Source organism: Haloferax sp. Atlit-10N, from assembly GCF_003586325.1.
GTDB lineage: Archaea > Halobacteriota > Halobacteria > Halobacteriales > Haloferacaceae > Haloferax > Haloferax prahovense.
Map to the genome: position 1 here is coordinate 58,599 of NZ_PSYX01000001.1, position 19,764 is coordinate 78,362.

18 protein-coding genes and 2 tRNA genes are annotated in these 19,764 nt (G+C 65.5%); 16 read left to right on the forward strand and 4 right to left on the reverse strand.

The window, feature by feature from the left end; genetic code table 11:
- Positions 1–11: 11 nt before the first annotated feature.
- Together C5B91_RS00295 and C5B91_RS00300 are read left to right on the forward strand one after the other, a co-directional pair.
- On the forward strand, positions 12–347 hold the full coding sequence (locus C5B91_RS00295; RefSeq protein WP_049968009.1) for a CrcB family protein: 336 nt from the start codon (positions 12–14) through the stop codon (positions 345–347).
- Positions 344–700, forward strand: a complete 357-nt coding sequence (locus C5B91_RS00300; protein ID WP_008091486.1) for a CrcB family protein — start codon at positions 344–346, stop codon at positions 698–700. The genes C5B91_RS00295 and C5B91_RS00300 overlap by 4 nt, the downstream gene beginning before the upstream one ends.
- A gap of 19 nt (positions 701–719) precedes the next feature.
- Here the strand turns inward: C5B91_RS00300 and C5B91_RS00305 are convergent, their stop codons facing one another.
- The 3 genes from C5B91_RS00305 to C5B91_RS00315 all read right to left on the reverse strand — a co-directional run bounded on the left by C5B91_RS00305 (position 720) and on the right by C5B91_RS00315 (position 1,985).
- Positions 720–1,508 (reverse strand): SDR family oxidoreductase, encoded by a 789-nt coding sequence (locus C5B91_RS00305; RefSeq protein ID WP_008091488.1) that lies wholly within the window; start codon positions 1,506–1,508, stop codon positions 720–722.
- Between the two features lie 302 nt (positions 1,509–1,810).
- Positions 1,811–1,883: transfer RNA gene (locus C5B91_RS00310), tRNA-Asp, on the reverse strand.
- Between the two features lie 29 nt (positions 1,884–1,912).
- Positions 1,913–1,985 (reverse strand) — tRNA-Asp (locus C5B91_RS00315).
- A 267-nt stretch (positions 1,986–2,252) separates the two neighbouring features.
- Here C5B91_RS00315 and C5B91_RS00320 point away from each other — a divergent pair.
- The 9 genes from C5B91_RS00320 to C5B91_RS00360 all read left to right on the forward strand — a co-directional run bounded on the left by C5B91_RS00320 (position 2,253) and on the right by C5B91_RS00360 (position 12,703).
- Entirely contained in the window at positions 2,253–2,480 is a 228-nt protein-coding gene (locus tag C5B91_RS00320) for a DNA-directed RNA polymerase subunit H (RefSeq protein WP_004044577.1), read from the forward strand.
- The gene (locus tag C5B91_RS00325) at positions 2,477–4,042 is read left to right on the forward strand and encodes a DNA-directed RNA polymerase subunit B'' (protein WP_004969057.1); all 1,566 of its coding nucleotides are present in this window, start codon (positions 2,477–2,479) and stop codon (positions 4,040–4,042) included. The genes C5B91_RS00320 and C5B91_RS00325 overlap by 4 nt, the downstream gene beginning before the upstream one ends.
- 1 nt (position 4,043) lies before the next feature.
- Complete coding sequence (gene rpoB / locus C5B91_RS00330; protein WP_008091495.1) at positions 4,044–5,873, forward strand: DNA-directed RNA polymerase subunit B; 1,830 nt, start codon at positions 4,044–4,046, stop codon at positions 5,871–5,873.
- 12 nt (positions 5,874–5,885) lie between these two features.
- Entirely contained in the window at positions 5,886–8,810 is a 2,925-nt protein-coding gene (locus C5B91_RS00335; protein WP_115818938.1) for a DNA-directed RNA polymerase subunit A', read from the forward strand.
- Positions 8,803–10,062, forward strand: coding sequence for a DNA-directed RNA polymerase subunit A'' (gene rpoA2 / locus C5B91_RS00340; RefSeq protein ID WP_049968011.1), 1,260 nt, complete (start codon positions 8,803–8,805; stop codon positions 10,060–10,062). Before C5B91_RS00335 ends, rpoA2 begins: the two co-directional genes overlap by 8 nt.
- A gap of 2 nt (positions 10,063–10,064) precedes the next feature.
- Positions 10,065–10,484: a NusA-like transcription termination signal-binding factor gene (locus C5B91_RS00345; protein WP_004973575.1), complete on the forward strand. Its 420-nt coding sequence runs from the start codon at positions 10,065–10,067 to the stop codon at positions 10,482–10,484.
- Between the two features lie 54 nt (positions 10,485–10,538).
- The gene (locus C5B91_RS00350; protein ID WP_115818939.1) at positions 10,539–11,432 is read left to right on the forward strand and encodes a mechanosensitive ion channel family protein; all 894 of its coding nucleotides are present in this window, start codon (positions 10,539–10,541) and stop codon (positions 11,430–11,432) included.
- Positions 11,433–11,657: 225 nt separating this feature from the next.
- Positions 11,658–12,086 (forward strand): 30S ribosomal protein S12, encoded by a 429-nt coding sequence (locus tag C5B91_RS00355; RefSeq protein WP_004044570.1) that lies wholly within the window; start codon positions 11,658–11,660, stop codon positions 12,084–12,086.
- A 2-nt stretch (positions 12,087–12,088) separates the two neighbouring features.
- Positions 12,089–12,703, forward strand: coding sequence for a 30S ribosomal protein S7 (locus C5B91_RS00360; RefSeq protein ID WP_008091508.1), 615 nt, complete (start codon positions 12,089–12,091; stop codon positions 12,701–12,703).
- 107 nt (positions 12,704–12,810) lie between these two features.
- Here the strand turns inward: C5B91_RS00360 and C5B91_RS00365 are convergent, their stop codons facing one another.
- Positions 12,811–13,566, reverse strand: coding sequence for a DUF5781 family protein (locus C5B91_RS00365; RefSeq protein WP_115818940.1), 756 nt, complete (start codon positions 13,564–13,566; stop codon positions 12,811–12,813).
- A gap of 189 nt (positions 13,567–13,755) precedes the next feature.
- Here C5B91_RS00365 and C5B91_RS00370 point away from each other — a divergent pair, with 189 nt between their 5' ends.
- The 5 genes from C5B91_RS00370 to rpsJ all read left to right on the forward strand — a co-directional run bounded on the left by C5B91_RS00370 (position 13,756) and on the right by rpsJ (position 19,566).
- Positions 13,756–15,939, forward strand: a complete 2,184-nt coding sequence (locus C5B91_RS00370; RefSeq protein ID WP_008091511.1) for an elongation factor EF-2 — start codon at positions 13,756–13,758, stop codon at positions 15,937–15,939.
- Between the two features lie 340 nt (positions 15,940–16,279).
- Entirely contained in the window at positions 16,280–16,849 is a 570-nt protein-coding gene (locus C5B91_RS00375; RefSeq protein ID WP_008091513.1) for an amino acid-binding protein, read from the forward strand.
- Entirely contained in the window at positions 16,846–17,799 is a 954-nt protein-coding gene (locus C5B91_RS00380) for a homoserine dehydrogenase (RefSeq protein ID WP_008091515.1), read from the forward strand. Before C5B91_RS00375 ends, C5B91_RS00380 begins: the two co-directional genes overlap by 4 nt.
- A gap of 190 nt (positions 17,800–17,989) precedes the next feature.
- Entirely contained in the window at positions 17,990–19,255 is a 1,266-nt protein-coding gene (gene tuf, locus C5B91_RS00385; RefSeq protein ID WP_004044564.1) for a translation elongation factor EF-1 subunit alpha, read from the forward strand.
- A 2-nt stretch (positions 19,256–19,257) separates the two neighbouring features.
- The gene (gene rpsJ, locus C5B91_RS00390) at positions 19,258–19,566 is read left to right on the forward strand and encodes a 30S ribosomal protein S10 (protein ID WP_004044563.1); all 309 of its coding nucleotides are present in this window, start codon (positions 19,258–19,260) and stop codon (positions 19,564–19,566) included.
- Positions 19,567–19,764: the final 198 nt, after the last annotated feature.

Here is a 19,764-nt window from a genome sequence, read left to right on the forward strand (position 1 = left end):
AGAAGAGCCGTATGGACCGCTCGGAACTGGCGTTAGTCGCCCTCGGTGGATTCGCCGGTGCGATACTGCGCTACGGCGTCTCCGTCGTGATTCCCGGCGCGGGCGGCACCCTCGCCGTGAACGTCCTCGGGGGCTTCGTCCTCGGGACGTTCATCACGTCGGTCTCCTCTCGCCGGGCGCAGTTGTTCTTCGGGACCGGGCTGCTCTCGTCGTTCACGACGTACAGCACGTTCGCCGTCCAGACCGCGTCGCTGTCGCCGGCGGGCGGCGCGCTCAACGTCGGCGCGAACTACGCGCTCGGTTTCGCCGCCGCAGCACTCGGACTCGCGTTCGGAGGACGACGATGAGTCTCTCGCTTCTCCCGGCGGTCCTCGTCGGCGTCGGTGGGATGGCCGGCGCGGTCTCTCGGCACACCGTCGACCAGCGAATCGTCGGCAAGTGGAGCACCGTCACCGTCAACGTCCTCGGAAGCGTCGCGCTGGGGTTTCTCGTCTCCGCGCCCGTCGGCGATGCGGCGGTGACGCTCGCCGGAACCGGATTCTGCGGGGCCTTCACGACCTTCTCGTCGTTCGCGGTCGGCGTCGCCGAACTCGTTGACGCGGGTGAGTACGACACGGCGGCTCGGTATGCGTTCGGGACGCTCGTGGCGGCGTTGGTCGGCGTGGCAATTGGCGGGGCTGTGGGCGGGATGGTCGGGTGAGTCCGGCGCTCACCGCACGTCACCGCTCGCCCGATTCGACGGCCGCCTCGCGCTCGTCGAGGAACTGTTTGGTACCCCGCTTGACGATGAACGGGAAGCGGCGGGCGAGGTACAGCCCGATTCTGGTCGTCAGGTCGGCGGTGATGACGAGACGGGTAGATTCGATTTTGTCGGCGAACTTCCGCCCCACGTCTTCGGGGTCACTCATCATCGACGACGGGAGCCCGAGTCGGGCCGCCGACCGGGTGGCGGTGTAAGGCGGGTGCATCACCGAACAGGAGACGTTCTCGCGTTGCAGTTCCATCCGAAGCGAACGGGTGAACGCCTCGATTGCGCCCTTCGTCGACGCGTACCCAGATAGTCCCGGCGTGCCGACGAGCCCGACGCCGGAGCTCACGTTGTGGATGTGCCCCGAGTTTCGGGCCCGCATGTGGGGCAGGACGGCCCGTATCATTCGAAGGTAGCCGAAGTAGTTCACCTCGAACTCCTCGCGCGTGTCGTCGAGTGTTCGGTCGTCGAACAAGCCGAAGTTGAATATCGCTGCGTTGTTGAGGAGGATGTCGATGTGTCCCCACTCGTCCAGGAGTCCAGCCACCGCCGCCTCCACGTCGTCGTCGTTCGTCACGTCGCACTCGTAGACGCGGATGCGGTCGGGGTACGTCTCCCGAAGCGGGCGAAGGCTGTCCACGTTGATATCGACCCCGGCGACCCGATAGCCCTTCTTCAGGAGCGCCCTCAGCGTGTGGTAGCCGATACCTTCGTTCGCGCCGGTCACGACGACGACCCGCCCGTCGGTTGTGCTGTTCACGATACTGTACAGACGTCACGCGAGAATATGGCGGTAGTGACGTCCCTCACGGCGCTCGGCGAGTAATTCGTCGAAAAGCACGCCTGTCGTCGCTTACAGATTTCACTCGCTGTCGCTCGGCGACGAGACACCTCGCTGGAGGAGTTGAAATCAGAGAAGCGCCCGAGGTGGGATTTGAACCGTACCGACGTCGCTCGTTTCACTCGCTCGTCGTCGGGTTCAATCCCTTTTGGGGTATTCACGAGAATCACGGCCGCGCCGAGACGAGACTCGGCGCTCAGCGAGTAATTCATCGAAAAGTACGCCCGAGGCGGGATTTGAACCCGCGTCACGACCGTGACAGGGTCGTATGATGGGCCACTACACCACCCGGGCTTACTGAAGTGAGTTTGCGGTACGGAGAGCGCCCGAGGCGGGATTTGAACCCGCGTCACGACCGTGACAGGGTCGTATGATGGGCCACTACACCACCCGGGCCCTCCGTCTGCACTCATCCGTAGCCGAGGTTTATAGATAAGACTTACCATCTGGGTTGCCCTTGGCCCGCGGTACCGCGATTCTTGCCCCGAAGACATTTATATCGCGATACCCCATGCCAACACGTGACGATTCGCGCATCTCCGGTGCGTGACCTCCGATAGCGTTGCCTTTCTTCGACGCAGTTGGCAAGTGTTAAATGGGTGCGTCCCAAAATCAGCCGTAGTATCCCGTGACAGCTTCTTCCAGCACCCAGCAGCACCATACATGGTAGACGTAAGCCAACACAAACTGGTTCCGGAACACACGAAACTCGACGACGAGGCCGTCGAGGACGTGTTACAGGAGTATAACGTCGAGAAGACGAACCTCCCGAAGATCAAGCTGAAGGACCCGGCGCTCCCCGAGGACGCAGAGCCCGGCGACGTCATCAAGATCGTTCGGAACTCTCGAACGACAGACAAAGCAGTCGTATACCGACTGGTGATCGAATGAACCGACAAGCGCGACGCGAGGTCTCTCGCAAGTACTTCTCCGAAGAACGGCTCGCTGAACACCACTTCCGCTCGTTCAACGCGTTCCTCGAACGCGGCATGATGGACGTCGTCGAAGAGAAGGCGACCATCGAGACCGACATCGGCGACAAGGAGGGCGAGGAACCCGTCTATGTCGAACTCGGTGGCGTCCGCGTGGAGACGCCCCGCGTCCGCGAGGCCGACGGCTCCGAGGAACTGCTCTTCCCGCAGGAAGCCCGCCTGCGCAACATCACCTACTCCGCCCCCGTGTTCATGGAGATGTCCATCGTCCGCGGCGGCGAAGAAGAAGAGGAGGTCGTCGTCGACACCGCCGAGACGAAGGTCGGCCGGATGCCCATCATGGTCGGCTCCTCGAAGTGTAACATCGCGGAACTCTCCGACGAGGACCTCGTCGAAATCGGCGAGGACCCCGTCGACCCCGGTGGCTACTTCATCGTCAACGGCTCCGAGCGCGTGCTCATGACCTCGGAGGACCTGGCGCCGAACAAGATTCTCGCCGAGTACGACACGAAGTACGGCGACGAGATTCAGGTCGCAAAGACGTTCAGCCAGCGCCGCGGTTACCGCGCGCTCGTGCTCTGCGAGCGCAACCGCGAGGGGCTCCTCGAAGTGTCGTTCCCGTCCGTCTCCGGGAGCGTCAACTTCGTCACGCTCGTCCGCGCGCTCGGCCTCGAATCCGACGAGGAGATCGTCCACCGCGTCTCCGACGACCCGGAGATTGTGAAGTTCATGCTCGAGAACCTCGAGGAGGCCGAAGTGCAGACCCAAGAGCAGGCCATCGAGGCGCTCGGCAAGCGCGTCGCCGGCGGCCAGGGCAAGAACTACCAGCTCAAGCGCGCCAACTACGTCATCGACCGCTACCTGCTCCCGCACCTCCACGAGGAGGGCGCGGAAGAAGAGGAAGTGCGCATGAACAAGGCGTACTACCTCTGTCGCATGGCCGAGGCGTGTTTCGAACTCGCGCTGCAGCGCCGCGACTCCGACGACAAGGACCACTACGCCAACAAGCGCCTGAAGGTCTCCGGCGACCTCATGAAGGACCTCTTCCGGACGGCGCTCAACAAGCTGGCACGCGACGTGAAGTACCAGCTCGAGCGCGCTAACATGCGGAACCGGAACCTGACGGTCAACACCGTCGTCCGGTCCGACGTGCTCACAGAGCGGCTCGAACACCCCATCGCGACGGGTAACTGGGTCGGCGGCCGCTCCGGCGTCTCCCAGCTCGTCGACCGCACCGACTACATGGGTGTGCTGTCGCACCTTCGCCGCCTCCGCAGTCCGCTGTCGCGGTCGCAGCCGCACTTCGAGGCGCGCGACCTGCACGCGACCCAGTGGGGTCGCATCTGTCCCTCCGAGACTCCCGAGGGACCGAACTGTGGACTGGTGAAGAACTTCGCGCAGGCGATGGAGCTCTCCCAGAACGTCGAAGACGAACAGTCGCTGAAACGAGAACTCGCGTCGATGGGTGTCGAGGGTATCCCCGGCATCGACAGCGTCGACGCCACACCCGCGGACGACTAACATGGCTCAGGCACAGCGAGAAGCGAAAGTATACGTCAACGGTAGTCTCGTCGGGACCCACCCGGACCCCAACCAACTCGCGGCACAGATTCGAGAGGCGCGCCGCCGCGGCGACGTGAGCCAGATGGTGAACGTCTCCGTCAAAGAGCGCACCCGCGAAGTCATCATCAACGCCGACGCGGGCCGCGCCCGCCGTCCGCTCATCGTCGTCGAAGACGGCGAGCCGCTCCTCGACGACGACCACGTCGAGGCGCTCGACAACAACGACCTCGACTTCGACGACCTCGTCGAGCGCGGACTCGTCGAGTTCATCGACGCCGAGGAGGAAGAAGACATCTACGTCGCGGTCGACGAGGACGAACTCAACGAGGACCACACGCACCTCGAAATCGACCCGCAGCTCATCTTCGGCATTGGTGCCGGGATGATTCCGTACCCGGAACACAACGCTTCGCCCCGCATTACGATGGGTGCAGGGATGATGAAGCAGTCGCTCGGGCTGCCCGCGGCGAACTACCGCATCCGCCCGGACACCCGTCAGCACCTCATGCACTACCCGCAGCTCTCGATGGTCAAAACGCAGACCACGGAGCAGATCGGGTTCGACGAGCGACCCGCGGCCCAGAACTTCGTCGTGGCCGTCATGTCCTACGAGGGCTTCAACATCGAGGACGCGCTCGTCATGAACAAGGGCTCCGTCGAACGCGCCCTCGCCCGCTCGCACTTCTTCCGCACCTACGAGGGCGAAGAGCGCCGCTACCCCGGCGGTCAGGAAGACCGCTTCGAGATTCCGTCGCAGGACGTGCGCGGCGCGCGCGGTGAAGACGCGTACTCGCACCTCGACGAGGACGGCCTCGTCAACCCCGAGACGGTCGTCGACGAGAACTCCGTGCTGCTCGGCAAGACCTCGCCGCCGCGGTTCCTCGAGGAACCCGACGACATGGCGGGTCTCTCGCCGCAGAAGCGCCGCGAGACCTCCGTCACGATGCGCTCGGGCGAATCCGGCGTCGTGGACACGGTCACGCTCATGGAGGGCGAAGACGGCTCGAAGCTCGCCAAGGTGTCCGTCCGCGACCAGCGCGTTCCGGAACTCGGCGACAAGTTCGCGTCCCGTCACGGACAGAAGGGCGTCGTGGGCCACCTGGCACCCCAGGAGGACATGCCGTTCACCGCCGACGGCGTCGTTCCCGACCTCGTCCTTAACCCGCACGCCCTGCCGTCGCGCATGACGGTCGGCCACGTGCTGGAGATGCTCGGCGGCAAGGTCGGTGCGCTCGAAGGCCGCCGCGTCGACGGTACCGCCTTCCAGGGCGAAAACGAAGAGGAGCTCCGCTCGGCGCTCGAAGAGCGCGGCTTCATGTCCTCCGGCAAGGAGGTCATGTACTCCGGCGTCACCGGCGAGAAGATCGAGGCCGAAATCTTCGTCGGCATCATCTTCTACCACAAGCTGTACCACATGGTGAGCAACAAGCTGCACGCCCGCTCGCGCGGTCCCGTGCAGGTACTCACCCGCCAGCCGACGGAGGGGCGCGCCCGCGAGGGTGGCCTCCGTCTCGGGGAGATGGAGCGCGACACCGTCATCGGCCACGGTGCCGCGATGGTGCTCCAGGAGCGCCTGCTCGACTCCTCCGACAAGGAGCAGGTCTACATCTCCGCCGACACCGGCATGGTCGCCGTCGAAGACCGCGACCAGCGTCGTATCTACGACCCCGTCACCGGTGACGAGGACAACATCCACGAAATCGACATCAGCTACGCGTTCAAGCTGCTCTTAGACGAGATGGTCGCACTCGGCGTTCGCCCGCGAATCGAGCTCAAGGACGCGGTCTAACCACTCATGTCAATGCAGACACCCAAAGAAATCGGCAGCATCCAGTTCGGGTTGATGGACCCGGAGACGTACCGAGACATGTCCGCGACGAAGGTCATTACCGCGGACACCTACGACGACGACGGCTACCCAATCGACATGGGTCTCATGGACCCGCGGCTGGGCGTCATCGACCCCGGGCTGCAGTGCCGCACCTGCGGCCAGCACTCCGGGTCGTGTAACGGGCACTTCGGCCACATCGAACTGGCCGCGCCCGTCATCCACGTCGGCTTCACGAAGCTCATCCGCCGCCTGCTCCGCTCGACGTGTCGCGAGTGCGGTCGCCTCTCGCTCACGCAGGAGGAGGCCGACGAGTACCGCGACAAGCTCGGTCGCACGAAGGAACTCGGCGACGACTGGAGCGACGTGATGAAGTCGGCGGTTCGGCAGGCCCGCAAGGCCCACCGCTGTCCCCACTGCGGCTCGCCGCAGCACGACATCAAACACGAGAAGCCGACGACCTACTACGAAGTCCAGAACGTGCTCGCCGGGGACTACTCCGAGCGCATCGCCGAAGCGATGCAGCCCGACCCCGACGACGAGGACGACGAGGGCGTCGACCCCGTCACCCTCGCTAACGAGACCGGCCTCGACGCCGAGCGCGTCAACCAGGTGCTCGCCGGCGAGTTCCGCCCGGTCGGCGACGACCGCAAAGCGCTCGAAAAGGCGCTCGACCTCGACCTCACGGAAGAGGACATGAACAAGCTGATGCCCTCGGACATCCGCGACTGGTTCGAGGACATCCCGGACGAGGACCTCATCACGCTCGGCATCGACCCCGACCGGTCGCGCCCCGAGTGGATGATTCTGACCGTCCTCCCCGTCCCGCCGGTCACGGCGCGTCCCTCCATCACGCTGGACAACGGCCAGCGCTCCGAGGACGACCTGACCCACAAGCTCGTGGACATCATCCGCATCAACCAGCGGTTCATGGAGAACCGCGAGGCGGGTGCCCCGCAGCTGATTATCGAGGACCTGTGGGAGCTGCTTCAGTACCACGTCACCACGTTCATCGACAACGAGATTTCGGGCACGCCGCCGGCGCGGCACCGCTCCGGCCGCCCGCTGAAGACGCTCAGCCAGCGCCTGAAGGGCAAGGAGGGTCGCTTCCGCGGCTCCCTGTCCGGCAAGCGCGTCAACTTCTCGGCTCGAACCGTCATCTCGCCGGACCCGACCCTGTCGCTCAACGAGGTCGGCGTCCCGGACCGCGTCGCGTCCGAGATGACCCAGACGATGAACGTCACCGAGCGCAACATCGACGAGGCTCGCCAGTACGTCCGTAACGGACCCGAGAGCCACCCCGGCGCGAACTACGTCCGCCGTCCGGACGGCCGCCGCCTGAAGGTGACAGAAAAGAACTGCGAGGAACTCGCGGAGAAGGTCGAACTCGGCTGGGAGGTCAACCGCCACCTCGTCGACGGCGACATCGTCATCTTCAACCGACAGCCGTCGCTGCACCGGATGTCCATCATGGCGCACGAAGTCGTCGTGATGCCGTACAAGACGTTCCGCCTGAACACCGTCGTCTGTCCGCCGTACAACGCCGACTTCGACGGCGACGAGATGAACATGCACGCCCTCCAGAACGAGGAGGCCCGTGCCGAGGCGCGCGTCCTCATGCGCGTCCAAGAGCAGATTCTCTCGCCGCGCTTCGGTGAGAACATCATCGGCGCGATTCAGGACCACATCTCGGGAACCTACCTGCTCACCCACGACAACCCCGAGTTCGTCGAGACGCAGGCGCTCGACCTGCTCCGCGCGACGCGCGTGGACACGCTCCCCGAGCCCGCGGGCGAAAACGAGGACGGCCAGTCCTACTGGACCGGCCAGCAGATCTTCTCCGAACTCCTGCCCGACGACCTGAACATGGAGTTCACCTCGAAGGTCGGCGACACGGTCACCATCGAGGACGGCCAGCTCACTCAGGGTACCATCGACGAGGACGCCGTCGGCGCGTTCGGTGGCGAAATCGTCGACGCCCTCGCCAAGGACTACTCGAAGACGCGCTCGCGCATCTTCATCAACGAGATTGCCTCGCTCGCGATGCGCGCCATCATGCACTTCGGGCTGTCTATCGGTATCGACGACGAGTCCATCCCGGACGAGGCGACGGCGCAGGTCGACGAGGCCATCGACGCCGCCTACGACAAGATTCAGGAACTCATCGAAATCTACGAGGCGGGCGAGCTCGAGTCCCTGCCGGGCCGCTCCGTCGACGAGACGCTGGAGATGAAGATCATGCAGCGCCTCGGCAAGGCGCGTGACTCCGCCGGTGAAATCGCGGAGGACCACTTCGAGGAGGACAACCCCGCGGTCGTGATGTCGAAGTCCGGCGCGCGTGCGTCCATGCTCAACCTGACCCAGATGGCCGGTTGTGTCGGCCAGCAGGCGGTTCGGGGCGAGCGCATCAACCGCGGCTACGAGGGTCGCACCCTGAGCCACTACCAGAAAGGCGACCTCTCGGCCGAGGCCCACGGCTTCGTCGAGAACTCCTACCGCGCCGGCCTCACGCCGCGTGAGTTCTTCTTCCACGCGATGGGTGGCCGCGAAGGGCTGGTCGACACGGCAGTCCGGACCTCGAAGTCCGGCTACCTGCAGCGTCGGCTCATCAACGCCCTCTCCGAACTCGAAGCGCAGTACGACGGCTCCGTCCGCGACACGTCGGGGACCATCGTTCAGTTCGAGTTCGGCGAAGACGGCACGAGCCCGGTGAAGGTCTCGTCCGACGACGAGACGCCGATCGACGTCGAGAACATCGCCGACCGAATCCTCACCTCGGAGTTCAGCTCCGCCGAGGAGAAGGAACGCTTCCTCGGCGAGCGCGAACCGCCGACCAACCTCTCCGAGCACGCCGAACCGCGTGTCGACGCCCGTGCGGGGGTCGAATCCGATGACTGAACACGACGCAACCGCCGACTACGAGTTCGTCGACGACGCCATCGTCGACGTCGTCGAGTCCAAAGAGCTGTCTCGACGCCTGAAGGACCGCATCTACCAGACCATCGAAGAGCGCGAGGGCGTCTCGTTCGAACAGGCCGGCGAAATCGCGCAGGCCGTCGAGGCGCGCTACCTCGACACCCGCGTCGACCCGCTCGACCCCGTCGGGACGGTCTCGGCGCAGTCCATCGGTGAGCCGGGGACGCAGATGACGATGAACACGTTCCACTACGCGGGCGTCGCCGAAATCGACGTCACGCAGGGACTGCCGCGCCTCATCGAACTGGTGGACGCGCGGAAGACCCCCGACACGCCGATGATGACCGTGTACCTCGAAGACGAGTACGCGAACAACCGCGAACTCGCCCACCAGGTCGTCTGGAACATCGAGTCCACGAAGATTCTGGCGCTCGGCGACATCTCGACGAACGTCGCCGACATGGTCGTCCAGATCAACCTCAACGACGAGACGCTTCTCGAACGCTGGCCGACCTACGACGACGAGGGCGTCGTCGCGAGCGAAATCGCGGAGACCATCGAGGACGCGCTCGGTATCAAGACTCGCCGCGAGGGGACGCTCATCGAGTTCGGCCCCGAGAGCCCGAGCTACCGCCGGCTCCTCCAACTCGTCGAGGAACTGCGCGACATCGTGTTCAAGGGCATCGAGGAGGTCTCCCGCGTCGTCATCCGCAAGGAGAACAACGAGGACACCGACGAAGAGGAGTTCGTCCTCTACACCGAGGGTTCGGCGTTCGGCGACGCGCTCGCCATCGAGGGCGTCGACGCCTCCCGGAGCACCTCGAACAACATCCACGAGGTGCACAAGCAGCTCGGCATCGAGGCCGCCCGCGAGGCCATCATCGACGAGACGATGAACACGCTCCGCGAGCAGGGTCTCGACGACGTGAACATCCGCCACCTGATGCTCGTCGCGGACATCATGACGAACGACGGGACCATCGAGTCCATCGGCCGTCACGGTATCTCCGGGTCGAAGGACTCCGTCCTCGCCCGCGCCGCGTTCGAGGTCACGGTCAACCACCTGCTCGACGCCGCCATCCACGGCGAGGAAGACGACCTCGACGGCGTCATCGAGAACGTCATCGTCGGCAAGCCGATTGCGATCGGCACCGGCGACGTGGACCTCCGCATGGGCTCGCTCGACGTCGAGGACGCGGACGCCAACGCGGCACCCGAACCGTCTGACGACTGACGATGAAAGTTACGCTGTCGGATACGGCCCGGCGCTTCATCGCCCTCTTCGAGGAGGAGACGGAGGCGACCGCCCACGACTGCCTCGTGTTCGAGGACCGGGTCGTCTTCCTCGTCGCCGCGGGCGACATGGCGACGGCCATCGGCCCCGGCGGGCGGACCGTCCAGTCGGTCGAGCGGCAACTCGGTCGGTCGGTCGAGCTGGTCGAGGACGCCGACACGCCGGAGGCGTTCGTCGCGAGCGCGCTCGCGCCGGCGGCCGTCCGACACGTGACTCTCTCGCGGCAGAACGACACCGTCGCGTACGTCGAGGTCGCCGAAGCCGACCGCGGCGTCGCCATCGGCGCGAGCGGGAAGACCATCGACACCGCGCGCGAGCTGGCGCGTCGTCACTACGACATCGACGACATCCAGTTGACGTAGGGCGGCGGCCGACCCGACCACACGTTTTTGTCCCCACCGAACGGCGAGCTACGCATGTCGCCGATACGACAGTCGGTCGGGCTCGCGGTCGGACAACTCGACCCGACGGGATTCGCCGAGTACGAGGAGCTCGCGAGCGCGACCGTGGGGTTCGCCGCTGCGGCGGTCGTGGTCTATCTGGTCGGTCGGCTTCTCGTCGTCCCGGGCGTGACGAGGCTCGTCAGCGCCCGGAACCGGAACAACCCGACGTTGCAGTCGGCGACGGAGACCTACGCGCACGCGTTCGTCATCGCGCTCGCAACGCTCGCGGGCGTCGTCGGCGCGGGCTACGCGTCGGTGCTGACCGACACCGCGCTCATCGTCGCGGCGCTGACGCTCGTCGTCGGCGTCGCCGGGCAGGAGGTCATCGGCGCGCTCATCAGCGGCCTCTTTCTCGTGGCCGACCCGGACTTCAACGTCGGCGACTGGATATCGTGGCCCGGCGGCGAGGGCGTCGTCGAGGCGGTCGACTTCCGGGTCACGCGCGTGCGGACGGTCAACAACGAGACCATCTCCGTGCCGAACACGGAACTCACGACGAACGCGCTCACCCGCCCGTACGGCCGAGAGCGGTACCGCATCACCGAGCGCGTCGACGTCGCGTACGCCGACGACACGGAGTTGGCGCTCCGCGAACTCGTCGAGACCGCGCGGGAGGACGACCGCGTGCTCGACGACCCGGAGCCGACCGCGCGCATCCTCGAGTTCGCCGGGAGTTCGATCGGTCTGCAGGCGGAGTTCTGGGTCGAATCGCCGATGGACGTGAGCCTCGTCGACGTTCGCTCGCAGTACCGGCGTCGAGTCAAGCGGCGGTTCGACGAGGAGGGGCTGACGCTGGGGCCGGCGTCGGGCCGGGAGGTCAGCGGCCGCCTCGACGTGGACCTCGTCGGGGAGCGCGGCGGCGAGTGACCCGGTCAGACGGGCGCGTCACCCCGCGTGCGTGTCGTTCGCATGGGTGGACGAAACGACACCATCTCCGGGCGGTTTAGTCCCTCTTCGCCGCGGAGGGGGCGTCGTTCGAATCGGAGAAACGACCTCAGATTCCTCCTTAGGGGTCGCTAATCGCTCCTGAAGCCGTCTCACCGGATTCGAAAAGGGAGGCTTAAGTAGCTCCATCTGGAACTGTTGTTCACTATGGCGAACGGCAAATACGCCGCGCGCAAGCTCAAGCAGGACCGGCAGAAGCGCCGCTGGTCCGACTCTGAGTACGCGCGCCGTGAGCGCGGTCTCGGCAAGAAGTCCGACCCGCTCGAGGGTGCTCCGCAGGGTCGCGGCATCGTCCTCGAGAAGGTCGGTATCGAAGCGAAGCAGCCGAACTCGGCGATTCGGAAATGCGTCCGTGTTCAGCTCATCAAGAACGGAAAGCAGGTCACCGCCTTCTGTCCCGGTGACGGCGCGATTTCGTTCATCGACGAACACGACGAAGTCACCATCGCCGGTATCGGCGGCGCGAAGGGTCGCGCGATGGGCGACCTTTCGGGTGTCAACTACAAGGTCGAGAAGGTCAACGGCGTCTCGATGATCGAACTCGTCCGCGGGAACGCTGAAAAGCCGGTGCGCTAACCATGTCGGAAAGCGACGCACCCGAGCCCGAGTCCCCCGCGAGCAGCGAGGAAGCAAAGGAGAACGCGCTTCTGTTCGGCGTCTGGGACGTCTCCGAGATGGAGTACACCGACCCCAGCATGAGCCGGTACATCAAGGCGACGCCCATCGCCCACACGATGGGTCGCCACGCCTCGAAGCAGTTCCAGAAGTCCGAAATCAGCATCGTCGAGCGGCTCATCAACCGCCTGATGCAGACCGAGGACAACACGGGACACAAGCAGAAGACGAGCAAAATCGTCAAGGAAGCGTTCGAAATCGTCAACGAGCGCACCGAGGAGAACCCCGTGCAGGTGCTCATCCGCGCGGTCGAGAACGCCGGCCCCCGCGAGGAGACCGTCCGACTCAAGTACGGCGGTATCTCGGTCCCGCAGGCCGTCGACGTCGCCCCGCAGCGCCGCGTCGACGAGGCGCTGAAGTTCATCGCGCAGGGCACGCTCAGCGGCTCCTACAAGACGACGACCACCGCCGCCGAGGCGCTCGCACAGCAGCTCGTCGGTGCGGCCGACTACGACGTCCAGACGTACGCTATCTCCCAGAAAGAGGAGAAAGAGCGCGTCGCCGAAGCAGCCCGGTAATCTCTCCACTCTCTTTCGTTTTTCACCGCGCCGAGTGACGACGCCGTCCGGTCGGGCCGGTGGGACCCACGCCGTCCGTCTGACGCCTCGCGGCCGGTACGTAGCGCTCAGTCGGCGGCCATCCCCGGGTTGACGACGTAGTGTTTCACCACGTCGACGAGCGTCCGGCGGTACTCGCTTTTCGAGGGGTCGTCGGCGAGCGTTCGGAAGTGCTCTTTGAACGTCTCGAGAGACACCGACGGCGCGTCGTCGCCCGCGGCGTGGGCGAGGTCGTACAGCCGGTGGTCGGACTCGACGAGGTCGTGTCGCTCCACGAGCGCGAGGGCGAACGCGGCGTTCACGGCCGTGATTTCGGGGTCCGAACCCGCGGTGACGAGTCGGGAGCCGGGGCGGCCGGACGCCTGCGGTCGGTCGGCGAGCGCCGCCGCCAGTTGCGATTCGAGGAACTGGACGAGTTTGTCAGCGGGCGCGACAGACAGCGTCAGGTCGTCGGCGTAGATGTCCTTGCAGTGGTTAGCGATTTGATAGCAGTGCGCGAGCTTTCGGCGCTCGACGGTGCGCCCCGCGAGCGCGAGAAAGACCGCCTCGCGCGTGGACTGGTAGTGCGAGACGTGGCCCTCTTCGTTTCGGGCCATGTGTGAGAGCTCGTGGAGCGCGAGTTCGCGGGCCATCGCGCTGGTGGCGGCCTGCCGGGAGATGTTGAGGACGTGGTGGTCCTGATAGTGGCCGGCCCACGTGCGGGAGTCGGGATCATCGCGAACGCGCACGTACACGGGGTACGAAAGCTCGAACTCGGTTTCGAACAGGTCGGCGGCGCTCAAGAACGGGTCTGCCGGTGCGCCCCCGACGACTCGGAGGTCCATTCGACTTGAGAAATGTTATCAATCAACATGACTCTTACGCCGAGTGGGCGACGAGATCCGCGTCCGGCGGACAGTCTCGCCTATCGTGACAAAAATGCTCATACCCCGGCGGTAGGGCGGCTGAAAATGGGAAATCCGCTCGGCAAAAACACTACTCTTTTGACCCTCCTGCCGGTAGACCCCTGTATAATGGGCCGACGAAAGAAGATCGTCCAGGAATGTGAGAAACTGATGGACAAGCCGGAGCAGATCCGGAACATCGCCATCGCCGCTCACGTCGACCACGGTAAGACGACCCTCTCCGACAACCTCCTCGCGGGTGCGGGCATGATCTCTGACGAGACTGCCGGCCAGCAGCTCGCGATGGACACGAAGGAAGACGAACAGGAACGCGGCATCACCATCGACGCCGCAAACGTCTCGATGACCCACGAATGGGAAGGCGAGAACCACCTCATCAACCTCATCGACACGCCGGGCCACGTCGACTTCGGTGGCGACGTGACGCGCGCGATGCGCGCCGTCGACGGTGCGCTCGTCGTCGTCGACGCCGTCGAGGGTGCCATGCCGCAGACCGAGACGGTCCTGCGTCAGGCGCTCCGCGAGGGCGTCAAGCCGGCGCTTTTCATCAACAAGGTCGACCGCCTCATCAACGAGCTGCAGGAAGGTCCCGAGGAGATGCAGAAGCGCCTCGTCGACGTCATCTCTGACGTCAACGAGCTCATCCGCGGGATGACCGAGGAGAAGGACTACGACTGGACGGTCTCCGTCGAAGACGGGACTGTCGCCTTCGGGTCCGCCCTCTACAAGTGGGGTGTCTCCATGCCGTCGATGGAGGAGACCGGTATCTCCTTCGGCGACATCATGGAACTCGAGCGCGGTGGCGACCGTCAGGAACTCCACGAGCGCACGCCGCTTTCGGACGTCGTTCTCGACATGGTCGCGGAGCACTTCCCCGACCCCCTCGACGCCCAGCCCCGTCGTATCCCGACGGTCTGGCGCGGTGACTCCGAGTCCGACCTCGCGCGCCAGATGCGCGAAGTCGACGACGACGGCGAAGTCGTCTTCATGGCGACCGACATCTCGATGGACCCCCACGCGGGCGAAATCGCGACGGGTCGCCTCTTCTCCGGTACCATCCGCAAGGGTCAGGAGCTCTACGTCTCCGGGACCGCGGGCAAGAACCGCGTCCAGTCCGTCGGTGTCTTCATGGGCGGCGAGCGCGAGGAACTCGACCGCGGTGTCCCCGCAGGGAACATCGCGGCCGTCACGGGTCTCCGTGACGCCATCGCCGGTTCCACCGTCTCCTCCGTCGAGATGACGCCGTTCGAGTCCATCGAGCACATCTCCGAGCCTGTCATCACGAAGTCCGTCGAGGCAGAGCGCATGGACGACCTGCCGAAGCTCATCCAGACGCTCCAGCAGGTCGCGAAGGAAGACCCGACCATCCGCATCGAGATTAACGAGGACACGGGCGAGCACCTCATCTCCGGTCAGGGCGAGCTCCACCTCGAAGTCATCACCCAGCGCATCCGCGACAACCAGGGCATCCCGGTCCGCACCGGTGAGCCGATTGTCGTCTACCGCGAGCAGGTCCAGGGCAAGTCCCACGAGGTCGAGGGCGTCTCCCCGAACCGCCACAACAAGTTCTACATCACGGCGGAACCCCTCTCGCAGGACATCGTCGACTCCATCAAGCTCGGCGAAATCTCGATGGACATGCCCGAACTGGAGCGCCGCGAGGCCCTCCAGGAAGCCGGCATGGACAAGGACACGTCCCAGAACGTCGAACACATCCACGGGACGAACATCCTCATCGACGACACGAAGGGTATCCAGCACCTCAACGAGACGATGGAACTCGTCATCGAGGGTCTCGAAGAGGCGCTCGACGACGGTCCGCTCGCCGCGGAGCCCGTTCAGGGAACGCTCCTACGCCTCCACGACGCGCGACTCCACGAGGACACCATCCACCGCGGTCCCGCCCAGGTCATCCCTGCGACGCGTGACGCGGTCCACCGCTCGCTCATCGCGGGTCAGGTGAAGCTCCTCGAACCCATCCAGAACGTCCGCATCGACGTCGCCTCCGAATACATGGGCTCGGCCTCCGGCGAGATTCAGGGTCGCCGCGGCCGCGTCGACGACATGTACCAGGAAGGTGACCTCATGGTCATCGAGGGCATCGCGCCCGTCGAAGAGATGATCGGCTTCTCGTCGGACATCCGTTCGGCCACGGAAGGTCGCGCCTCCTGGAACACGGAGAACGCCGGCTTCCGCGTGCTCTCGGACAACCTCCAGCGCGAGAAGATCATGGAGATCCGCGAGCGCAAGGGCATGAAGCTCGAGCTCTCGCAGGCTATCGACTACATCTAAGCGCGAGCCTTCGCGCCTTCTTTCGTTTTTTCACCCGGGCAGCGATGGCCCCGGTCCGTCGGCCCGCCGCCGTGCCGCGCCCGACGGCCTTCCCGCGTCGTCCTCCGGTGGCCGAGACCGTCTCCGAGCGCTCTGTCGCGGTCGACCTCCCCGTGACACATGCCAGCACGCTGTCGACGTCGGCAAACCGTGTCGGCTGCGAAGGCTTATACCACGTGGCCGAATCACGGATACGTATGCGTAAGGGTACGTCTCTCGACTCCTGGCGCGACGACGCGAAACCACGACCGAACCGCGCGTCGCGGACAACAGCGTCGGGACGGCCCACGGGGGTGGGGCGATGAGCGCACAGGACCTCGACGGCGGGAGCGACGCCGAGACCGACGGGAGCGGCGAGATGCCGAAACCGCACACGATTCGGCTCGAACTCGTCGACGAGCCCGGACAGCTTTTGGCCGCGCTCAAGCCCATCTCCGACAACGGTGGTAACCTGCTTTCCATCTTCCACGAGCGCGGGAGCCTGACTCCTCGGGGGCACATCCCCGTGGAGGTCGACCTCGAGTGCCCGCCCGACCGCTTCGAGCGAATCGTCGAGGCGCTCCGCGACGCCGGCGTCAACGTCATCCGCGCCGGCGCGGAGCACTTCGGCGAGGAGGTAATGGTCATCCTCGTCGGCGACATCGTCGATTCCGACCTCTCGGACACGCTCCACCGCATCGAGTCCTCGGCGGACGCGACGTTACAGGACCTGTCGCTGTCCGCCCGCGAGGGGACTAACGAGGCGTCGAGCGCACGACTCCGGCTCGCGGTCCGCTCCGGCCGCGTCGACGAGACGCTGTCGGTCGTTCGCGACCTCGCCGCCGAGAAGGGACTGCACGTCGTCGAGCCGCTCGCGGAGGGGTCCCAATGAGCCTCAGACTCGCCGTGCTCGGTGCGGGCGCGGTCGGTGGCTCGGTTCTCGACCTCGCGGGCGACTACGGCCACGACGTCGTCGCGTTCGCGGACTCGTCTTCCTCCGCGGTCGACCCCGCCGGACTCGACCCGAGCGCGGTCCACGACCGCAAGGAACGCGACGGCGTGGTCGGGGAAGCGGACCCCGGTGCGGTGTTCGACGCCGACTACGACGTGTTGGTGGAGGCGACGCCGACGACGCTCGGCGACGCCGAGCCCGGGTTCTCGCACGTCGAGCGGGCGCTGGCCGACGACCGGCACGTCGTGCTCGCGAACAAAGGGCCCGTGGCTGAACGGTACGCCGACCTGCGCGCGCTCGAAGCCGAAAGCGAGGGGACCGTCCAGTTCGAGGCCGCCGTCGGCGGCGCGATTCCCGTCCTCTCGACCATCTCGGACCTCGGCGCGCCCCACGTGACCGCCGCTCGCGGCGTGCTGAACGGGACGGCGAACTTCATCCTCTCGCGGATGGCCGCCGAGGGACTCGACTACGAGCACGTGCTCGCGGAGGCCCAGGACCTCGGCGTCGCCGAGGCGGACCCGACGTTCGACGTCGACGGCATCGACGCCGCGCTGAAGTTCGTCATCCTCGCGAACGTCCTCTCCGACGGCGAGACCGAGTACGCGCTCGACGACGCCGAGGTCGAGGGCATCCGCAACGTTCCGGGGACGGCGCTCGACCTCGCCGCCGAGGACGGTCGGACGGTCCGCCTCATCGGCGAGGCGACCGCCGACGGGGTCCGCGTCGCCCCGCGGCTGATTCCGCAAGGCTCCGCGCTGTCGGTCACGGGCACGCAGAATATCGTCCAGTTGGAGACCAAACACGCGGGCCAACTGAATATCAGCGGCCGCGGGGCGGGCGGTCCGGAAACGGCGACCGCCGTCCTGTCCGACGTTTCACGCCTCGAATAGCGGCACAGGCGGCCCCTATCCCTGTTTCTTTCGACTGTCGGTATCTACCGGACACGCCGTTTCCGGGACCGTGGTATGGTTCCGCAAATCGCAGTACGGCGGTTAGACGGCTCGTAGCGCGTATCGAAATCGTTTTAGGGGTTTCAGCAAAAACATTCCCCACAGAGCGCCTTAGCGCGTGAACACACCAATGAGCGACAAACCCCACCAGAATCTGGCCATCATCGGCCACGTCGACCACGGTAAGAGTACGCTCGTCGGCCGACTCCTGTTCGAGACCGGCTCCGTCCCGGAGCACGTCATCGAGCAGCACCGAGAGGAAGCCGAGGAGAAGGGCAAGGGCGGATTCGAATTCGCCTACGTCATGGACAACCTCGCCGAAGAGCGCGAGCGCGGTGTCACCATCGACATCGCCCACCAGGAGTTCGACACGGACGAGTTCTACTTCACCATCGTCGACTGTCCTGGCCACCGCGACTTCGTCAAGAACATGATCACCGGTGCCTCGCAGGCTGACAACGCGGTCCTCGTCGTCGCCGCCGACGACGGTGTCGCGCCTCAGACCCGCGAGCACGTCTTCCTCGCCCGCACCCTGGGCATCGGCGAACTCATCATCGCGGTCAACAAGATGGACGTCGTCGACTACAGCGAAGACAAGTACAAGGACGTCAAGGAGCAGGTCAACAAGCTCCTCAAGCAGGTCCGCTTCAACTCCGACGACGCGACCTACGTCCCGATTTCGGCCTTCGAGGGCGACAACATCGCCGAGCGCTCCGACAACACGTCGTGGTACGACGGCGACATCCTCCTCGAAGCGCTCAACAACCTGCCGGCACCGCAGCCGCCGACGGACGCGCCGCTGCGCCTGCCCATCCAGGACGTCTACACCATCTCCGGCATCGGTACGGTCCCGGTCGGCCGTATCGAGACGGGTACCCTCAACCCCGGCGACAACGTGAGCTTCCAGCCCTCTGACGTCGGCGGCGAGGTCAAGACCGTCGAGATGCACCACGAGGAAGTCGACCAGGCCGGACCTGGCGACAACGTTGGTTTCAACGTTCGTGGCGTCGGCAAGGACGACATCCGCCGCGGCGACGTCTGTGGCCCGGCTGACGACCCGCCGAAGGTCGCCGAGACGTTCAAGGCGCAGGTCGTCGTCATGCAGCACCCCTCGGTCATCACCGCTGGCTACACGCCGGTCTTCCACGCCCACACGGCGCAGGTCGCGTGTACCATCGAGTCGATCGACCAGAAGCTCGACCCCGCGTCGGGCGAGGTTGCTGAGGAGAACCCGGACTTCATCAAGTCCGGCGACGCCGCCATCGTGACCGTCCGTCCGCAGAAGCCGCTCAGCATCGAGCCGTCCTCCGAGATTCCGGAGCTCGGCAGCTTCGCTGTCCGTGACATGGGTCAGACCATCGCGGCCGGCAAAGTGCTCGAAGTCAACGAGCGATAACGATGCAACAGGCACGCGTTCGGCTCGCCGGCACGAGTCCGGAAGACCTCGACGATATCTGCGACGACGTCCGCGAGATCGCGAACAAGACGGGCGTCAACCTCAGCGGGCCGATCCCGCTGCCCACGAAGACGCTCGAAGTCCCCGCCCGCAAATCGCCTGACGGCGAGGGGACGGCAACGTGGGAGCACTGGGAGATGCGCGTCCACAAGCGTCTCATCGACCTCGACGCTGACGAACGCGCTCTGCGCCAGCTGATGCGCGTTCAGGTTCCGAACGACGTCAGCATCGAGATCGTCCTCGAAGACTAACGACGGCGCTGTCCGGACTTCCGGACCGCCCGTTCGTGACGGCCCGCCCGTCACACTCGCGGCTGTCGAGGCGCGCGTCCGGAGGACTCTGCCTCCGAGCTGACTTTCAGCGCTAAGGCGCGTGTCATCTCACTTCCGTTCGACACGCGAGCAGACGCCCGTAGAATCACCCGACGGAACGGGATGCTATCGCATGCC

Coding starts and splice junctions, on each gene's coding strand:
- C5B91_RS00300 (WP_008091486.1), top strand. CDS start 344: ATGAGTCTCTCGCTTCTCCCGGCGGTCCTCGTCGGCGTCGGTGGGATG.
- C5B91_RS00365 (WP_115818940.1), bottom strand. CDS start 13,566: ATGGACCTCCGAGTCGTCGGGGGCGCACCGGCAGACCCGTTCTTGAGC.
- C5B91_RS00380 (WP_008091515.1), top strand. CDS start 16,846: ATGAGCCTCAGACTCGCCGTGCTCGGTGCGGGCGCGGTCGGTGGCTCG.
- C5B91_RS00325 (WP_004969057.1), top strand. CDS start 2,477: ATGAACCGACAAGCGCGACGCGAGGTCTCTCGCAAGTACTTCTCCGAA.
- C5B91_RS00355 (WP_004044570.1), top strand. CDS start 11,658: ATGGCGAACGGCAAATACGCCGCGCGCAAGCTCAAGCAGGACCGGCAG.
- C5B91_RS00345 (WP_004973575.1), top strand. CDS start 10,065: ATGAAAGTTACGCTGTCGGATACGGCCCGGCGCTTCATCGCCCTCTTC.
- C5B91_RS00375 (WP_008091513.1), top strand. CDS start 16,280: ATGAGCGCACAGGACCTCGACGGCGGGAGCGACGCCGAGACCGACGGG.
- C5B91_RS00320 (WP_004044577.1), top strand. CDS start 2,253: ATGGTAGACGTAAGCCAACACAAACTGGTTCCGGAACACACGAAACTC.
- C5B91_RS00350 (WP_115818939.1), top strand. CDS start 10,539: ATGTCGCCGATACGACAGTCGGTCGGGCTCGCGGTCGGACAACTCGAC.
- C5B91_RS00295 (WP_049968009.1), top strand. CDS start 12: ATGGACCGCTCGGAACTGGCGTTAGTCGCCCTCGGTGGATTCGCCGGT.
- rpsJ (WP_004044563.1), top strand. CDS start 19,258: ATGCAACAGGCACGCGTTCGGCTCGCCGGCACGAGTCCGGAAGACCTC.
- rpoB (WP_008091495.1), top strand. CDS start 4,044: ATGGCTCAGGCACAGCGAGAAGCGAAAGTATACGTCAACGGTAGTCTC.
- tuf (WP_004044564.1), top strand. CDS start 17,990: ATGAGCGACAAACCCCACCAGAATCTGGCCATCATCGGCCACGTCGAC.
- C5B91_RS00370 (WP_008091511.1), top strand. CDS start 13,756: ATGGGCCGACGAAAGAAGATCGTCCAGGAATGTGAGAAACTGATGGAC.
- C5B91_RS00335 (WP_115818938.1), top strand. CDS start 5,886: ATGCAGACACCCAAAGAAATCGGCAGCATCCAGTTCGGGTTGATGGAC.
- rpoA2 (WP_049968011.1), top strand. CDS start 8,803: ATGACTGAACACGACGCAACCGCCGACTACGAGTTCGTCGACGACGCC.
- C5B91_RS00360 (WP_008091508.1), top strand. CDS start 12,089: ATGTCGGAAAGCGACGCACCCGAGCCCGAGTCCCCCGCGAGCAGCGAG.